12 protein-coding genes and 2 pseudogenes are annotated in these 17,113 nt (G+C 49.2%); 4 read left to right on the forward strand and 10 right to left on the reverse strand.

Going from position 1 to position 17,113, the window contains the following annotated elements:
• Positions 1-90 precede the first annotated feature (90 nt).
• Positions 91-1,515: a PTS fructose transporter subunit IIC gene (locus ACR8BN_RS16525; protein WP_434747125.1), complete on the forward strand. Its 1,425-nt coding sequence runs from the start codon at positions 91-93 to the stop codon at positions 1,513-1,515.
• Between the two features lie 5 nt (positions 1,516-1,520).
• Complete coding sequence (locus tag ACR8BN_RS16530; protein ID WP_434747126.1) at positions 1,521-2,381, forward strand: ketose-bisphosphate aldolase; 861 nt, start codon at positions 1,521-1,523, stop codon at positions 2,379-2,381.
• A 121-nt stretch (positions 2,382-2,502) separates the two neighbouring features.
• Here ACR8BN_RS16530 and ACR8BN_RS16535 read toward each other — a convergent pair whose 3' ends face one another.
• The 3 genes from ACR8BN_RS16535 to ACR8BN_RS16545 all read right to left on the reverse strand — a co-directional run bounded on the left by ACR8BN_RS16535 (position 2,503) and on the right by ACR8BN_RS16545 (position 4,766).
• Positions 2,503-3,087, reverse strand: a complete 585-nt coding sequence (locus ACR8BN_RS16535) for a DJ-1/PfpI family protein (protein WP_434747593.1) — start codon at positions 3,085-3,087, stop codon at positions 2,503-2,505.
• 356 nt (positions 3,088-3,443) lie between these two features.
• Positions 3,444-4,223, reverse strand: coding sequence for a CDP-diacylglycerol diphosphatase (locus ACR8BN_RS16540; protein WP_434747594.1), 780 nt, complete (start codon positions 4,221-4,223; stop codon positions 3,444-3,446).
• A gap of 186 nt (positions 4,224-4,409) precedes the next feature.
• On the reverse strand, positions 4,410-4,766 hold the full coding sequence (locus tag ACR8BN_RS16545) for a putative T6SS immunity periplasmic lipoprotein (RefSeq protein ID WP_434747127.1): 357 nt from the start codon (positions 4,764-4,766) through the stop codon (positions 4,410-4,412).
• A 754-nt stretch (positions 4,767-5,520) separates the two neighbouring features.
• On the opposite strand from ACR8BN_RS16545, the gene ACR8BN_RS16550 reads away from it, so the two are divergent.
• Positions 5,521-6,213: a helix-turn-helix transcriptional regulator gene (locus ACR8BN_RS16550; protein ID WP_332837955.1), complete on the forward strand. Its 693-nt coding sequence runs from the start codon at positions 5,521-5,523 to the stop codon at positions 6,211-6,213.
• A 14-nt stretch (positions 6,214-6,227) separates the two neighbouring features.
• On the opposite strand, the gene ACR8BN_RS16555 is transcribed toward ACR8BN_RS16550, so the two are convergent.
• The 3 genes and pseudogenes from ACR8BN_RS16555 to ACR8BN_RS16565 all read right to left on the reverse strand — a co-directional run bounded on the left by ACR8BN_RS16555 (position 6,228) and on the right by ACR8BN_RS16565 (position 8,912).
• Complete coding sequence (locus ACR8BN_RS16555) at positions 6,228-6,866, reverse strand: acyl-homoserine-lactone synthase (protein ID WP_069025773.1); 639 nt, start codon at positions 6,864-6,866, stop codon at positions 6,228-6,230.
• 394 nt (positions 6,867-7,260) lie between these two features.
• A pseudogene (locus tag ACR8BN_RS16560) lies at positions 7,261-7,368 on the reverse strand (hypothetical protein); the annotation flags it as partial.
• Positions 7,369-8,384: 1,016 nt separating this feature from the next.
• Entirely contained in the window at positions 8,385-8,912 is a 528-nt protein-coding gene (locus ACR8BN_RS16565) for a DUF2778 domain-containing protein (RefSeq protein ID WP_073970690.1), read from the reverse strand.
• Between the two features lie 411 nt (positions 8,913-9,323).
• Here ACR8BN_RS16565 and ACR8BN_RS16570 point away from each other — a divergent pair.
• A pseudogene (locus ACR8BN_RS16570) lies at positions 9,324-9,601 on the forward strand (hypothetical protein); the annotation flags it as partial.
• 42 nt (positions 9,602-9,643) lie between these two features.
• Here the strand turns inward: ACR8BN_RS16570 and symE are convergent.
• From symE to hsdR, 4 genes are all read right to left on the reverse strand, one after another.
• Complete coding sequence (gene symE / locus ACR8BN_RS16575) at positions 9,644-9,973, reverse strand: endoribonuclease SymE (RefSeq protein ID WP_187484359.1); 330 nt, start codon at positions 9,971-9,973, stop codon at positions 9,644-9,646.
• A gap of 226 nt (positions 9,974-10,199) precedes the next feature.
• The gene (locus tag ACR8BN_RS16580) at positions 10,200-11,633 is read right to left on the reverse strand and encodes a restriction endonuclease subunit S (protein ID WP_434747128.1); all 1,434 of its coding nucleotides are present in this window, start codon (positions 11,631-11,633) and stop codon (positions 10,200-10,202) included.
• On the reverse strand, positions 11,630-13,219 hold the full coding sequence (locus ACR8BN_RS16585; RefSeq protein ID WP_434747129.1) for an N-6 DNA methylase: 1,590 nt from the start codon (positions 13,217-13,219) through the stop codon (positions 11,630-11,632). The genes ACR8BN_RS16580 and ACR8BN_RS16585 overlap by 4 nt, the downstream gene beginning before the upstream one ends.
• Positions 13,220-13,291: 72 nt before the next feature.
• Positions 13,292-16,801 (reverse strand): type I restriction-modification system endonuclease, encoded by a 3,510-nt coding sequence (gene hsdR / locus ACR8BN_RS16590; RefSeq protein WP_434747130.1) that lies wholly within the window; start codon positions 16,799-16,801, stop codon positions 13,292-13,294.
• Positions 16,802-17,113 lie beyond the last annotated feature (312 nt).

Below are 17,113 nucleotides of genomic sequence, written 5' to 3' on the forward strand. Positions count from 1 at the left end.
ATGAATTAAAAAACAAAGGAGGTATTCCAGGTTGTAGCCATCCCTTCAGACCGAAAAAAACAAATATAAAATTTTCACTGGAGAACATTTATGAACATTATTGCCATTACCGCCTGTCCTACAGGTGTCGCCCACACCTACCTTGCCGAAAGTAATTTAAAAAAAGCGGCTAAAAAACTGGGCCTGAATGTATTAGTTGAAACCCAGGGTGCGATTGAAAGCGAATATATTTTCAGCGACGACGATATTCATCGGGCTGACGTCGTGTTGATCGCCGCAGATAAAAAAGTTGAGATGGCGCGCTTCCAGCATAAAAACGTGATTGAGGTGCCCGTTACCCGTGCCGCGAAGGATGCTGAAGGCCTGTTAAACGCCATTGTTAACGGCGAACTGGCTCCGAGGCTGGCAGACGCTGCGCCGCAGGCCAGTGCATCTGAGCCGGCTAACAGTGCCCGTGAGACGTCGGGTTCCCGTTCATGGATTTCAGAGATTTATGTGCACCTGATCACCGGCGTGAACCTGATGATCCCCTTTGTGGTGGCGGGCGGCATTCTGATCGCACTGAGCTTTTCATTCGGGATTACGGCGGCCACACCAGGGGACGCGAACTTCAGCCCGATAGCGAAGATGCTCTCTGACATCGGTGGCGGTTCCGCCTTTGCCCTGATGCTGCCGATTCTTGCGCTGGGGATCAGCCAGTCTGTCAGCGGCAAAGCGGGCATCGTGGCGGGCGCCGTGGGCGGGATGATGGCGATCCACACCGGCTCCGGCTTTCTCGGCGCGCTGATTGCCGGCTTCCTGGCCGGATACATCACGCTGCTGATCAATAACCATATCCATCTGCCCAAAGCGGTCGCCGGGCTGAAACCTATTTTAATCGTGCCTCTGTTAAGCGTGCTGCTGACCGGCGCACTGATGGCACTGCTGATTGGTGAGCCGATCAAAATGCTGCTCGGCTGGCTGACCGACTTCCTTAGTTCGCTGGGTAACACCAACGCGGCCATCCTCGGCCTGCTGTTCGGCATGATGGTGGCCTTTGATATGGGCGGCCCGCTGAATAAAACCGTCTGTATGTTTGCGATTGGCCTGATGTCGAGCGGGGTTTACGGACCGATTGCCGCCTGTATGGCGGCGGGCATGGTGCCACCACTGGGCATCGCGCTGGCAACCACCCTCTTCCGCCGCAAATTTACCGAGCAGGAGCGGGAAACCGGCAAAGTCACCTATATCCTCGGCCTGTCATTTATTACCGAAGGCGCGATCCCTTACGCGGTCGCCGATCCGCTGCGCGTCATCCCGGCCATCGTGGCGGGCTCCGGATTAGCGGGCGCCCTGTCAATGATGCTGGGCTGCGCTTCCCGCGCTCCGCACGGCGGCATTTTCGTCATCTTCATTCCTAACGTGATCAGCAATGTCATGGGTTATCTGTTTGCGATTGCCGCAGGCAGTCTGCTGACGGCGCTGATCCTGCTGTTCCTGAAAAAAGATATCTCCGTTCCTGCAAAACAAGGATAAAACCTATGCTTTACAACATGAAAGATCTGCTCAGCGTTGCCCGACAGCATCAGTTTGGCGTTGGCGCGTTCAACATCGCCAGCGCGGAGTTTGGACGTGTGGCGGTTGAGACTGCCGAGCGACTGGATTCACCGCTGATTCTGGAGATCCATCCTGAAGAGATGGCCTTCACCGGCCCGGAATTTATCGGCTATCTGCGGACGCTGGCGATTCAGGCGCACGTGCCAGTGGTGATCCATCTGGACCATGGCCGCTCGCTGGAAGAGGTGATGAAAGCCATCTACGCCGGTTTTACCTCGGTGATGATTGACGCCTCCTCTCACCCTTTCGAGCAGAACATTGCGCTGACGAAGAAGATTGTCGAGATAGCGCACACGATTAATGTCTCTGTGGAAGCGGAGCTGGGCACCATCGGCGTGGCAGAAGGCAGCGGCGAAGGCGGCAGTAACGAGATTCTCTATACCGATCCGCAGCAGGCCGAGACCTTTGTGCGCGAGACCGGCACCGACACGCTGGCGGTCGCCATCGGCACTTCGCATGGCCTCTACCCCAAAGGGAAGCAGCCGAAGCTGGATATCGAGCGCCTGCAGCAGATCCGTAAGGTGGTTGATATCCCGCTGGTGCTGCATGGCGGTTCGGGCAACAAAGACAGCGAGGTCGCGGAATCAATTCGTTATGGCGTCGGTAAAATCAATATCTCCAGTGATATGAAGAAGGCGTTCTTCGTGGCGCTGGAGCAGGAACTGAAGCTTGGGGGTCACGAGCCTAATTCCCTCTTTGTTAAACCGATGCAGGCGGCGAGTGAAGTGGTCGCCACGAAGATGGCGCTGTTTAGTTCGGTGGGGAAAGCGGCGTTGTATCGGTAAGCCAGTTACCAGTCGTTAGTGGAACCCGGCGGCGATTTGAAGAGACACTGAGGATTCGGTGTCTCTTTTTGCTGGCATCACAAAAATCAGCGCTCTGTTTCTGACTGAAATTCAGGGGCGTTTAGCGAGGCGACCTGTTCAGCCACGGACGGTAATAGATATGTTCAGCCTGGAAATCAACCGCCCCCTTATTCCCGGTCAGGCGCAGAGCAAGCGTTAGTGCAAAATCGAAGGCGACACCCAGGCCCCGACCACTAAGCAGATTGCCATCCTCCACGACATCCTCCATCACGTATTCGCCATCTGTTACCTCAAGCCCCAGCTCGCCTGAGCAGGTGTAGCGACGGCCTTTCAGCAGGTTATTCGCCCCCAGCACCCGGGCGGCGGCAGAGCAGATTGGCGCAATCAACATTCCCGCTTCATCATGTCTCTGGATTAAAGCAGCCACAGCAGGACTGGCGGCCAGGTTCTTAGAACCCTCAGGCCCGCCAGGCATGATCAGAGCATCGAATAAATGTGAGTCCTGTAATTCTTCAATCAGCGTATCTGTTTTAATGACGGCGCCGTGATAACTGACGATCTCACGCTGAGGCTGACAGGCAACGGTAGTGACTGTGATGCCTAGTCGGCTGAGAATATCGAGAGTAATAAACGCTTCTGCTTCTTCAAATCCTGTGGCCAGGAGTAATGCTGCATTTTTGGACATATTCCCTCCGATGATTTTAAATAAATGAAACGCCATTTCATTTATTGGGATTCTACCAGAAGTTTCCCGCTGTCGATGACTCTGTTTAAGAGAGGCGATTTATAATGTGTGCGTGACAGGATCCTACTGGATGGATTGAGCGAAAGCGGGAGCGCTGTTCTCACGCAGCACACGGGTGATCGCATCCATCTTTGCAGAACGGGGTCGCCGGGCTGCTGGCCTTTCATTACGGCATAAGCCATGTGCTGGTTTTTCTGCGCGGGCGATCGTCCTCGTCAGCCGGGTTCTTGCTGGCAGAACGTTTGATTACAGCAGAGTGGCTGGGTCGGTGGAGGATTAAGGGCGATAAGGTTGAGTTACTTCCCGACTGCAACGTCAGCTGGCGGCGTTGAAAGAATAGCGCAGCGTTTATCCAGCAGCGACTCAACGGACGCCCGATTGCCCTTATCCCAGCCGCGCCGGGTAGTTAGCAGGATAAATCCTTTTTCTCCCGAAAACGTCGCCGGGATGAGCGCCACACCAGACTCTGCCAGCTGCGGCGGCGACAGCCGGAAATGGCGCGCCACGGAGGAGACAGGATAGATCCCCATCGCCGTCGGCTGCATAACGCGACGGGCATAGTAGGTGTGATTCAGTAAACGGTCGGGCAAGGGTCGCCAGTCATTATTAATATAGGGGCGCTCGGCCTGAAGCTGGCGATAGACATCTTCCCGCAGGCAGGTCAGATGAATATGCAGTTGATTCTGGCTGCGGCCATAAGCGGAATTCAGCGCCATGCCGAGCCGATCCTCAGGCACTTTAGCGCCATAGGCCGCCATCAGACGATAGCGCATTAACCAGGCGTAGCCGAAATAGTCGGGACGTCCGGGGCGCGTCAGCGTAATGCTCTCAATACCGGACATCGCCACCGTGGGCACCAGAATAAAGTGCAACCTGTGGCGAGGATTCTGGATGATGCTGTAGCCCTGCGTGTTGTCCTGCGGCAGATAGATTTGCTGGCAGGGAGCCGGATCGCGACGATAGTGATAGTTATTCATGCAGAGGTCATGCGTGACCGTCCACAGCGCGTCAGAGCGGGCGCATCCCACCAGTAGCAGCGCGATGACCAGTGGCAGAGAACGGCATCGCCGTAACAATTTCCCGTTCAGCGGATGGCGTCCGGTCAGGCGACTCAATGCAGGTACAACCTCATCAACAAGGGTTCATATTGAGGGAGCGTTTATCCAGTTTAGTACGGAGCCAGTGGTAACCAGCTTCGGGTTGGTTAGTATAGCGCTGGTGTTGCAGGGTGGTTAGGGCAACTGAGTGAATGTTCTGCCTCCTTATTCTTTGGAATAAGAAAAATCAGCAGTGACTAAATGCGACGCTGATTTATCAGATTGAACATCACAGGCGAAATAATAACGTTCTCCAGTTGTGAACTTAAATCCAAACACAGGAAGACACTCACCTTTTGGAATATAAACTGGTTTGTCATCAAAAACCTTGTGAAGAGAGTTGCCTTTATCGCTGTTGATTTGAATGGCAGTAATCCTTTCTTGTGGCTCCAGTGGCGACACCACACAAACTTGCTTGTCTTTGATAAATGCCGTTGTAGATTCGCGCTCCACCATTCGGTCGCCAGGCCCGGGGCATCCCGTTAAGAGAAATACGACACCCAGCATCATCTTGTTTTTCATGATTAACGCCCCTTCCCTGTTACGCTTTTCTGATAAAGCGAGGGGACATCCTGCAACATATCATTGCCCCTGTACATCCCCATGCGCCCTGGCCTCTGATAGAAACACCACTTACTCATCCCATAAACCAGTAGTAACCAATAATCAGCTAAAATAGAGACTTGCTGTTCAGGAGAGTAATCAGGTTACTGGCCTACTTACACAACCTGATGTGCCTCCTGCTGATTAACACTCGCTTGTCATCACCTATATGGCCAGTGAAAGCGCAGGCGTTAAGCCGGCTGCAGGGTTGACCTGAACGTTTGCCATCAGGCCCTATGTCCGAAACCCACAGGGGTTAGCGCAGCAGAACTGACGACCCGGTAACGCCGGGGAGCCGAAGGGGAGCATGAGCATCAGGATTTAAAAACTATCAGTAGTCAGATACTGACTCGGTGCCTGTTTAATTACGCCTGCCAGCATGAGTTTTGTTATGAAAAATGCTGCTGTCGGTTCACTCCAGTCCGCAATAACTTAAAATCGCGAATCATTATTCGAATTTTTCTGCTGTCCCCGCAGATTTTTGTGAATCCCGATAATCCATCTGTAGTCTTGTAAGCTGGTCTTTCCATCCGTTTTGTAAAGCAAAAATATCCAGGATATTGCTGGCAGATGTCATTTGCACTGTCTGTTAGCTGGATTAAAATACGATTAGCAACAGCTAACGAAGCGGATTATACTGGTTTATCCACTCATCCCGGAGGTAGATACTGACGTGAAGGATACATACTACAACGATACAAGAATCAATTTGTTAATCCAGAATGAACTGAATGCATTCTTTGAGGATTACAAGGGTGTTATCTATGCCTACGCCATTATGAACAAGAAAGACCCTTCACAGATGCGTATTATTAATAACAACCCTGAGTGGTTCGATATATACCTTGAAAGAAAATATCAATTTATTGATCCTGTCATTATTCAGAGTTTACGTTGTGTTGAAGATTTTTTTTGGGAAAACAATGTCATTCTGTCAGGCGGCTACAATCTCACGCGAATTTTCAATGAAAGTTTTCAATATAATATTTTCCAGGGGCAGACATTCCCTCTGCATGACTACCTGAACAACCTGGCTTTGCTATCCATTATCAGTCAGAAAGATTCTGGTATTGACATGGAAAAAAATCGTTCGGAAATAGTTAGTTTTCTTATTAAATTGCATCAGAAAACGCTTAACTTATACAGTCAACACCATCAGAAAAAGAACGTTTTTTTGTCACCGCGTGAGCGGCAAATACTTAAGTGGGTCGGCGCCGGGAAAACATACGCCGAAGTTGCGGTCATTTTATCTATTGCGGAACGCACCGTAAAATTTCATATGGGCAACGTCATGAAAAAGCTCGGAGTGAATAACGCCACACATGCGGTAAAACTTGGAACGGAGCTCCGGCTGCTGGACAACTGAGCCAGCGTTACGGGTTAAAGATGGCGTAAATGCCGGGACATCTCACGAAGCCAGCCACTGGCTTTGTCCCTGGTGATAATATCTTCCACGATGCTCATGCTGGCAGGCATGAAAATGTAGTAGATAACTTCCCCCTTTTCAGAAAGGCCTTTCTGAATAACTTCTATTTTCCAGTTTGCATGGCGAAATATTGCATACATGCCGCGACTTGCCACAGCGTACATCCCCCGATAGTTTCTCTTCATGCAATAAAAAATCATTGCAAGGAATAACACTTTACTGGCGGGCAAGCCATGCAGGCCTGCAGAGTCACGTCTTTCTTTATCTAAAAACAGCCGGCTAATCTCACAACAGGGGATATCTGTGGGGAGACCACTTATACCCTCGAAATATTCATGAAAAACTTCGCTCATCATCGTCGGCTGCGTCGAATCTATAAACCGTGCACCACATAGCAACTTCCCGTTATGCATGCCCAGCAGGTAAGTCGTATTTTCGTTGTCAAATTGATCCTTTTCCATGCCGTCAATGCATTCGACTTTCCAGTCGAGCCTCTCACGAAATGTTTTTCTTCTGAGCCGGTAGAGTTCGGTTGATAATTCTGGCGGAAATTCATCGTAATCACGCAAAAAAAACTCAATAGCAGAATTCATTCATTCATTCCTGATAATCACACATGGGAACCATTACCCCTGTCTTTTAAGACAGCTTTTATTACACCTGCGCAGACCCTATACTTAAAAAAGTACCTGACCACCGGGCACTCACCATGCTTAGCGGTCAGGAGGTCAAAGACCAAGTCAACACCAGGGAAAACCCACCCGCGATTATCTGATATTTCAGGTACCGGGTACAGAGTGCAATAAGCGCTCAAACGATAATTATATTAAAATACGAAAAACATCAATTAACTATAGTTTAATTATTGCCCTTTATAATTTTAAGGGGCAAGCTTTCCTGTTGAATTGACTAAAGCAACTATTATCTAATCTGTGATACAGGTTAACCGGGGGTTTCCCCGCCTGACACTAATCAGTTGCTGAAGACATTGCCGCCAAACTGTTCAGCCGTTATACGAAACCCCTCACTATTATCGTTACAGATACCGCCAGCAGCGAGTAACCGACCGACTTTTTTGATGTTAAGCGTTCCGTAGGTTTCTGGCTGGCTGCCTCCCGCCTCCCACGCTGAGCTGCCTTAATGAGGTTGGCGCAGGTTTTCCGTCAGAGCGACGGTGATCGCGCTTACTCACTGCAGGATTAAACGCACCGATAGTGTTTTCGCTCCACCGAATCTGAAGGCATTTTCATCGCCGCAAATTAACTTACCTTTGTCGTCAGTGTAAAACAGCCCGGCGGACAGAACAGCCACATCATTCAGGTATACCACATCACCACACTGTATCATGGCTTTTAGTTGTTCCTTTGACCACTCTCCGTGTCTGGAAAGCATTCCGGCAAGGGGATAGATGGACTTTGGTTCGATATTGACGATATAGCGCTGGTGATGTCAGCGATTATCAAACTAGTAGTCCTGTCCGGCGTGGCTCCATGGAGCAAAAGGGCTGATGATACGTTCAAACGATTCCGGCGAAAGATTATCCCTCGACAGGCAAATAAGACGGTTTTCTGGCAGGCTCAATCCCGTATAAACATCCCTGTGTTGTCTCTTTCATTCCCAGGGGGATAATTGGACTGCAGGAAAGTGAATTAAACAATCAGGCAACGAAAACCCGATGTCCCGGTGGAGGTACACCAGAAAACAGTGAGCAGGTTACAATGCAACTCAATCAATTGCGCATGCACGTATTTTTGGGCAAAAAACCTAAGATTTAGCCGTACATATCATAATAATTTAATACGCAATGTGAGCGAATTTAGATCATTCAATTTATAAGCAATTTTTTAACTTCTGCAGAATTAATTCACATCTTATAAAATTATTGCTTAGTGTTAAGTTGCTTCTCAATCGCTCTGACTATAATCTGATAACCAATGAGTGTTACCATTGTACATATCACTAATAGCGCAATCCCCACGAAACCCTCAATGTCGCGTTGATTAAATAGCGTTGCTAACTCTGTCCAAAACTGCTGCTCTCCTTGTGTCGATGGATCTGACGGTCTTACCAGAAGGAACGTCATTACAAACAAAGATACTGCGATCAGGATTCTAAACCCCGCTGGGACACGTTTTGCTTCCATTTAAAACCACCTCAATTGTGCCAAAAGACATTAGTCCATTACGTAATTTAACCTGGGATGTAGAGAGTAATGCTTGCCGAATAGCGATGAAATCAGTTCTGTGTTGCAAAGTGATACAACCTAAAGATACACCAAGAGGCCCGCGAGGATGTAGTCTGAAATTCCCTCGCTCTACATTATTAACCCACATATGATCATCTATCCTTCCATCATCACGATACAAAGCAAACCATTCATACTTGATAACTGGCGTTGAAGTAGGCCATGAGTAGAAATCATGCAAGTCAGTTCGGATTATACCTTTCCAGCCACCGGTTGGGCGCTTAACGATGTGATATAAACCATCAGGTATTGGCCCGTTGTCTGGAACTGCAATGCATCCTGCACGATTGCGATATTCCCTGTTACCAGAGTACGCCATAAACGTCCCTATCCCATACATGAGTAAAGGTGAGTAATCTGCATCATTGACAGTGAAAATTCCTTTTAATGCCATGTCTGACTCCTTCTACTTTCATCATTTTATAGATGAGTGTGATTTATCATAATGCCTCATCATAAAATGAAAATGATCTGCGTCTAATATTCAACACAATCATGAGTTAGTGATATATCTAATATTTACTGTGTTTATATTTCGCCAACGTGCTGAAAACTCAGATAGACTTTGATAACTCAGTGCTGAATGCAGATAACACTCTTTATAATTCTACCGCCAGATTTCCTGCGCCAGGTTTAGAAAGTAGCTTTGTGAAGAGTATGCTTACGGAGAGTTTCGGGGCAAAAAAATCAGCTCTGGCCTCACGAAGGATGCTGATTTGGAAAGCCATTTTTATACGCACGTCTTCAAATTGCCGATGAAGACAGCACCAACATTGCAATATGTTAATTAATGGTGAGCAGGTCAAAACCAGTCAAAGTGATGGCATTCTGTTCGCCACGTAATATTTAATATCATCGTAAGCTGGCGATGACCGCTGAAGATGGCCAGGTATTGAATATTCGCTTCGATCAGGGAATGGGATACCGTGCATTAACTTTGTATCACAGCGGTATAGCTTTAAGTTCAGCGATAACGTTTCTTTGCGGTCAGGTAATAAGGCGCTGGTCTGCAAGGAGGAAAATGTGGTCAACAGCGAAGAAAGTCAGGCAACTGATGTATTTGTGGAAGTGATCGCGTCCTGACATTTAACCGCTCCCGATGCGATGTCGGGAGCGGCTTTTCATTCACACGACTTTCTGTTTACCGGCAATGACCTGAATAAACTCCTGCACCTGCTTTTGTTTCCGCGCCGACAGCTTGCATACCTGGCGCAGAGACTGCATCAGTTCGCTCTCCTGCCGGGCGGTGAGCACAATACAACCTTCCATTACCTTTACATCTACTGCTGTGCCCGTGGCAAAACCGGCAGCTTCCAGCCATTGTCCTTTCATGGTGATGGCGGGTATCCGGCTGTAATCCGGATAGCGGCTTGCATAGCTAACCGTTAATTGCCGGTTATTTGCAGGAGAGACTTCTGGTTCAGACAGTTGTGCAATAGAATGGGCGTCAGTCATGATTACTATTCTCCGTAAATAGTAGTTGTGATTAGCGGCGCGGGTGTGTTGGCGCACATCCGCGCCGCGCTAAATACCTGTATATATCATCAGGAAAGAGAAGAAAAGTCCAGCTAAAAACAGAGTAAAATAAGTAAGTTATAAAATCATTTTAATATAAAGCGTACGGTTTATCTGGCAGGAAATAATAAGAGGCGCACCAGTAAGGTGCGCAATCAAATAAGTATCAGGATTTTCTACGTGAGGCTTTTTTACCTGTGCTGGCTGCACGTTCGGCTTTGATCTTTTCCAGCAACGCGGCAGCGCTGTTTTCACCGCTGATTAGTTCCGGGTTTTCAGCTCGCCACTGGGCGGTGAGTTCACCCCGGAATGCTTTCGCCAGGATAGATTGCGTCAGGTTGTTGACGCGGGCCAGCGCATTGTTGACCTGTTTTTCAATGGTGTCGGCGTAGGCAAAGAGTTGTTCTACGCGGCAGACGATTTCAGCTTGTTCCGGCAGCGGAGGGATGAATACAGTAAAGTTTCTGAGATCAATAGGTGATAAATTTGGTTGTAAGGTTTCGGATAAGTTATCTAAAATCTGCACTTTAAAATATTCTGATTGGAACAATAACTCAAAAAATCCACTATTGATATTTTCATTAAATATAAACCTGCAGACGCGCTGATTTAGCAAACCAACTGGTTTTGAGTGGGGATAACGACAAACTTTTAACTGATTATTGGTGACCGGACGAGTTAGAGCCATTAGTATATCATTGGCTACAACCTTGAATGAGCTATATTTTTCTAAATATTCATATGATAAATATTCTTGGTTTTTTATTTCAAATTCACCATATTGAATATTGGATATTTTTACAACAGGTACATCTCCATTTATCGTAAAATTACTGCTTTTAAATGCATTGCCAGAAATTATGGTGCAGCAGTCTTTGAGTTGATATTTCCCCCACAATTCAGCATATTGAATATTTTTTTCCTCTTTTGATAGAAATAATGTGTAAGATGAATAATTAGAGTTTTGTCTAAATGACTCCGTTAGTTTTCCACTTACCGCAGCACCCAGCACTGCCTGACGAAAACGTTTCAGGATTTTTGGGATTTTCTCAAGACGTACTTTGGTGCTGTCTACCTGCGCCAGCAGTGTATCGAGTTTTTCAGCGATGAATTTTTGTTCGGCAAGCGGAGCGATAACGAAGGGTAGCGTTTTAGCAGAGCTACCTGAGATCTCTTTAAATGTGGTACCTGTGCCCTTTTCTTCCGCGAGATGCCTGATGTTACGAAGATAGTAATAAGCATAATCAGTGTAAATATCATCGGTAAAAACAAAGCTCTTAAAACCTTGGTTAGTAGCAATTTCATTGGAAGCAACTGCGACATAGCCAATTGGAGCCCTGCTGCTGAACAATATAGCGCCTGCTGGCATCAATTTTGCTGAACAGGATGAATAGCCATCTATAGATAAATCCCTGGCACCACGAGCAATGCACTTCTTTTTATATCCGCTCAGGTCTGCTGGGGTTAACCAGGCAATACCTTCACCAGTCGGAGCGAAGTTAGATGCGTTACCAGACTTCGGCGTGCCGCCTGAGATGATTTCAGCTATATCGCCAATTTCTGTATTTACCCACCCCTCTGGCAATTTCCCCGCACTCATCCTTTCACCTCACCAAACGCTTCCTGCAGCAACTGACGCTGTGCATCGGCTTCATCGCTCGCACCCAGTTCACGCATCAGCGCATCAAGTTCGCCCATCGCCTGTACCAGCTCACCCATCGCTTCTGCCGCTAAAACATCCGGCTCCGGCAGGTTGTCGGCATCAATGCTGTCTTTATCTTTCAGCCAGGAGATATCCAGAGAATCGGACTTAACCGTACGGATCCACTCGCGGCTGAATTTGCGCCAGCGGCTGGTAGCCAGATGCTGATCGGTGTTTTTGTTCTCTTCGCTATCGGCAATTTCCGCCTCTTCAGCGTTAAAACTCCACTCACCTTCACTACGCGGGCTCAAACCATGCGGATCTTCAGCATATACGCGCTCGAACGGCTGTAAATGATCGTCGGTAAACGGCGTGCGTTTGCCGAAACTCGGCATATTGGTTCGCAGATCGTACACCCACACGTCATCGGTACAGTTCTTATCCTGAGTCGGCTTCGCCACTGTGCCTTTGGTGAAAAAGAGCACGTTGGTCTTCACGCCCTGGGCATAAAAAATACCTGTCGGCAGGCGCAGAATAGTATGCAGATGGCACTTATCCATCAGGTCACGACGAATTTCGGTACCTTTGCCGCCTTCAAACAACACGTTATCCGGCACCACGACCGCCGCACGCCCGCCGGGGAGCAGGGTTTCAACGATATGCTGCATAAAGCAGAGCTGTTTGTTGCTGGTCGGGTGAACGAAGGTGCGGGTGATGTTGGTGCCCGCCGCGCTGCCAAAAGGTGGGTTGGTGGCGACCACATGTGCCATCGGTAATGTTTCGCCATCGCTACCCAGCGTGTTACCCAAACGGATAGCGCCACCGTGGTCGAGGTTGCCTTCAATATCGTGCAGCAGGCAGTTCATCAGCGCCAGGCGACGGGTGCCGGGCACCAGTTCCAGGCCAACAAAGGCACGATGGATCTGGAAATCCTGCGTATCGTTATCAAGGTCATCCAGATCGCTGGTCTGCGATTTAACGTAGCGGTCGGCTTCAATCAGAAAGCCCGCCGTACCCGCAGCCGGATCCTGTACAACCTCACGCGGCTGCGGTTTCAGCAGGTGAATAATGGTTTTGATCAGCGGACGTGGGGTGAAGTACTGACCGGCACCAGACTTGGTTTCGTTAGCGTTCTTCTGCAACAGCCCTTCATACATATCACCGAAGTCATCGCGGGATTTGCCGTGCGTGCCGTTGTACCAGTCCAGTGAATCCATGTTGCTGACCAGCTCGGTTAACTGTTTGGGCTGGGTAATGGTGGTATTCACGTTCTGGAACACCGCCTGCACCAGTTTTTGATTATCGGCACCCAGATGTACCAGCAGGTTGCGATAGAACTGCAGCTGATCCTGGCCGATACGGGATTTCAGATCATCCCAGCGATAGCCTTCCGGCAGGTAGTCTGCTTCCTGGCCGGTCTCTTTACACATTTTCAAAAACAGCAGCGAGGCGAGTTCGTTAACGTAGTTTTGATAGGAGACGCCGCCATCGCGCAGGTTGTCGCACAGCTTCCACAGTTTCGCGACCAGATCGTTATTATTCATTGAGTGTTCCGTAAATAAACAGCGGCCCTTATTGGGGCCGCAGAAGAAGACATTGCCGGGGATGATAACGCGTTAAGCTGGCTCGTCCCAGATGTAATCGCTGAACTTATTGAGCAGGCTATCGAGATCATCATCGAAGGTTTTTTGCAGCATCGTCTTGCCGCCACGACGATGAAAATTGCCCGTTTTGAAGACATCGTCGTCAAGCACCACCTTCTCTTTCAGCGCAGTGGCCAAACGATCGAGCCAGGTCAGTTGCTCACTGTTCCAGTCGTTTTCACCTTTGATGCGCTCCAGCGCATGATCGACACGCTCATCGAACGGCTTCAGTGCATCACCCACCGCCGCACGGCGTATGTGACCAATTAATCGGGCGGCGATATCCTGATTGCGCGTCTCTTTCCACGCTTTGCGCAGGGTAGATTCCTCGAAGTGCTGACGATCAAACCACTCCTGCAGTTCGACCAGCCCTTTGCGGGTAAGATCGCGCGGACGATTGATCACCGCCTGTAAGGCTGGCTGCGCATTCGGAGAACGTTGCACCAGCGAATCAAAGGCTTCGAGAAAATCCTGCGGCGTGTCGTAATCCCCATAGAGCGATTTTACGCTCACCACTTCATCGTCAATGTCGAGGAAGATTGGCGCATCATTCAGGTTGTTGATGTCAGTTTTCAGCTTCTCCAGACGGGAAATAAAGCCTGGCAGTTTGTTGAAGACTTCGGCACTCCAGTGCGCACCTTTATCCCGCAGGCATGAGGCAAAGCCATTAAAATTAACGCCTGCCGCGTCCTGACATAGCTCATCAAGACGACGCACCTGCTTATCTACTATTTCGCTGCGGTCACGGTTAAACGTGGCAAGGCCGATAATACGCTGGAGCTTGGCCACCAGCTGTTCATGGCTGTGCTCGGCAAAGCTGCGGCCATCCACTTCGATGGTTTTGTAAGTCTCGGAATCAGTGATTTCATTGACCAGCGTTTGCAGTTCGACCTGAGGACGGACAACCACCGGGCGCATGGTATCGACACTTTCCAGCGAGCTATAGATATCGACACAGTCGAAAATCTTAAAGCTGGTTTTCGCCACCGCCGGACACAGACGTGTCGCACGGCCTTTCATCTGCTCGTACAGAATGCGGCTGCGTACCTTACGAAGGAAAACGATATTACAGATCGATGGAATATCGACGCCGGTGGTCAGCAAATCGACGGTCACGACAATATTGGGCAGCCGCTCTTTGTTAAAGCGGATGATCATAGTCTGCACTTTACGCGCGTCTTTATCGGCATCGCCGGTAATCTTGATAATCGCGTCATGTTCCAGCTGCGGATACTTTTTCTTAAATGCGGTTCGCAGCTCTTCCACCACCATATCGGCATGGGCATTGGTGACGCAGAACACCAGCGTTTTTTGTATACCTGTGGGGTCGAGGTAGTTAGTGAGTTCGTTACAGACGGCGCGGTTAAACGCAGGAATAATCAGGTTGCGGTTAAAGTCGGCGACCTCAAAATCCTGTTCGTCTTCCAGGGTGTCGTTAATCACTTCACCCTGCGAGCTGATACGCTCGACCTGCTCACCCTGAGCAAGATAAACGCCATCCTGCGCGTTACGGGTCGTGATCTGAATCGGCGGATCCTGGTCGATCAGATAACCATCGATTACCGCAGTACGGTAGGTGTAGCGATAAACCGGATCACCGAAGATCTGCACCGTATGCAAAGCGGGCGTTGCGGTCAGCGCAACCTTTACTGCATCAAAATGATCGAGAATACGGCGATAGGCAGAAACGTAATCAAGCTGGCTACGAAATTGCAGTTCTCCTTCGGTCTGCTCTTTATCGAGAATGTAGCCACGGTGTGCTTCGTCCACGACAATACAATCGTAACGGCCAACCGGCATGGGTTCATCCGATTGCAGGGTGCGTTTAACCAGCGACTGGACCGTGGCAACGTGAATTTTGGTGCTGTCTTCCGGGAATTTATCCGTCAGCCCTTTGATATCAAAGATGCTGTTAAAGGTGTCGCCGTTAATACGCGTATCGTCAAACGCGCCAAGCGCCTGCTCACCGAGAGAACGGCGATCTACCAGGAAGAGAATGCGCTTAAAACGCTGAGACTGGATAAGACGGAACATCAGGGCGATCGCGGTACGGGTTTTACCGGTGCCGGTCGCCATCGCCAGCAGGATCTCTTGCTGCCCATTAACGATGGCAGTTTCGACTGCGCGCACGGCATCTTCCTGATAGTAGCGCAGGCCCAGCTCGCTCATCCCTGGGTTATCAGCAAACCACTGATTTTGTATGTGCGCATCGCTGCCGAGCATATCTGACAGCTCTTCCGGACGATGCCACTCCGGCAATGCTTTGGACATATTGGTAGTATGACGGACGTCACGATACCAGATACCGCTTTTGGTCTTCATTGCCGCGCGATATTCACGCCCGTTGGTTGAGTAGCAGAAAGGAATTTTAAAGCGCTGTTCGCCGCTGGTATCCTGCCAGCTGATTTCATAGAGAGGCACCGCTTCGTGCACATCGTCGGCAGCGAACTCCTCCAGCAACGTATCGCGTAAGAATGCATTATCGAAGTATTTACTGTAGCGATAGGACTCATTGAGTTTGGCGGGAACGTCGATATTTTTACGCTTCGCTTCAACTACTGCGATGGGCTTAAGGCCAACGAATAAGACATAGTCCGCAAAGCCCTGCTTGCCCGTTTCATCTTTACCGGTTGGCCATTCAGCAATAGCTTTATTAACACCCGGTTCCGGGCGCGCACCTTCAGAGAAGCGCAAAGCTTTGCTATCAGCTTGCCAGCCTGCTTTACGCAGCTGTGCATCAATCAGGAAGCGACTCTCTTCTTCACTCAGGTCGAGCGTACGCTTGATGGCCTGATCGGTGATCTCTTTTTGGTATGCCTTGCGTTCCTGTTCGGTCTGTTTCGCCAGCTCCGCATTTTTCTCGGCTAACTGGGCTTCCAGCGCCGCAAGCCGTGCTCGCGTTTGTGCTTCGGTTTCCTGCTGCTTACCTTCAAGAATAGCGATATAGCCGTTCAGGCTAATCAGCTTCTGCTGCTGTGCTGCCAGCTCTGACTGACTTTGCGCTTTTTCCCGTGCCTGCTGTTCAAGCTGGTGTTTCAGCGTCAGCACTTCCTGGTGATAAAGATTTTCGCCACGTTCAGGCAAAGTAAAAACAGGCACCGCGAAGTCATAATTTTTGGTGACCAGACGGTAGTACCAGACACCCAAACGGAAGCCGAGCCGCAGGCACATCTGGGCGTCATCAAGATCGTTATGGTATTCATGTACCGCCTGATTACCAATGCGGCGCAATTTGTGGAATACAGAAAGGATGGTGTCATCAACGAACGCAATTTTTCCCAGCTCACGCAGGAGATCGTGTTGATTCTCGCAGGCAGGAATGCCCAGCAGCAGTCCAAGATGTTTAGCCGTCGCTTCGCCAAACATACGCATTTTAACCAGCGTGGTGTTGGGATCATCCGGATAATTGTTTTCCGCCGCGCAGGCGATAGCATAGGTAAAGTCGTTGACGCCCTTCAGAAACTCAAAACTGGATTTAGTCATCAGCAGTATCAATCCATCACTGTGCAGGCCTGTCCATACATTAGACCTGTAACTCTGTATCTTAACTTTTCATATTGTTTTGAACAATGGCCAACATCACTGCAACACGCTAATTCTTTCCGATTAGTCTAATAAAATCAGAATGCACGTTTTCCATTTAGCCATATTCAGCAATCGAAGGCATGAAAGGGATTATCTACCAGATTTTAGTGCTGTAGAGCGATTGTAGCTTTTTCCTTTAAGAGCAGGCGGCGTCAGGTTTGCCATATTCTGCAAACCAAATGCAAAGCATGGGCCTGTAGCAAATCAGCG

This window comes from Pantoea sp. Lu_F5_004, from assembly GCF_051136245.1.
Classification (GTDB): Bacteria; Pseudomonadota; Gammaproteobacteria; order Enterobacterales; family Enterobacteriaceae; genus Pantoea; species Pantoea agglomerans.

What these genes read in the sequence shown, in the direction of transcription:
- ACR8BN_RS16580 (WP_434747128.1), bottom strand. Translation starts at nt 11,633, where the DNA reads ATGAGTGCGGGGAAATTGCCAGAGGGGTGGGTAAATACAGAAATTGGC.
- ACR8BN_RS16535 (WP_434747593.1), bottom strand. Translation starts at nt 3,087, where the DNA reads ATGTCCAAAAATGCAGCATTACTCCTGGCCACAGGATTTGAAGAAGCA.
- ACR8BN_RS16530 (WP_434747126.1), top strand. Translation starts at nt 1,521, where the DNA reads ATGCTTTACAACATGAAAGATCTGCTCAGCGTTGCCCGACAGCATCAG.
- ACR8BN_RS16555 (WP_069025773.1), bottom strand. Translation starts at nt 6,866, where the DNA reads ATGAATTCTGCTATTGAGTTTTTTTTGCGTGATTACGATGAATTTCCG.
- ACR8BN_RS16545 (WP_434747127.1), bottom strand. Translation starts at nt 4,766, where the DNA reads ATGAAAAACAAGATGATGCTGGGTGTCGTATTTCTCTTAACGGGATGC.
- hsdR (WP_434747130.1), bottom strand. Translation starts at nt 16,801, where the DNA reads ATGACTAAATCCAGTTTTGAGTTTCTGAAGGGCGTCAACGACTTTACC.
- symE (WP_187484359.1), bottom strand. Translation starts at nt 9,973, where the DNA reads ATGACTGACGCCCATTCTATTGCACAACTGTCTGAACCAGAAGTCTCT.
- ACR8BN_RS16565 (WP_073970690.1), bottom strand. Translation starts at nt 8,912, where the DNA reads ATGGCATTAAAAGGAATTTTCACTGTCAATGATGCAGATTACTCACCT.
- ACR8BN_RS16585 (WP_434747129.1), bottom strand. Translation starts at nt 13,219, where the DNA reads ATGAATAATAACGATCTGGTCGCGAAACTGTGGAAGCTGTGCGACAAC.
- ACR8BN_RS16525 (WP_434747125.1), top strand. Translation starts at nt 91, where the DNA reads ATGAACATTATTGCCATTACCGCCTGTCCTACAGGTGTCGCCCACACC.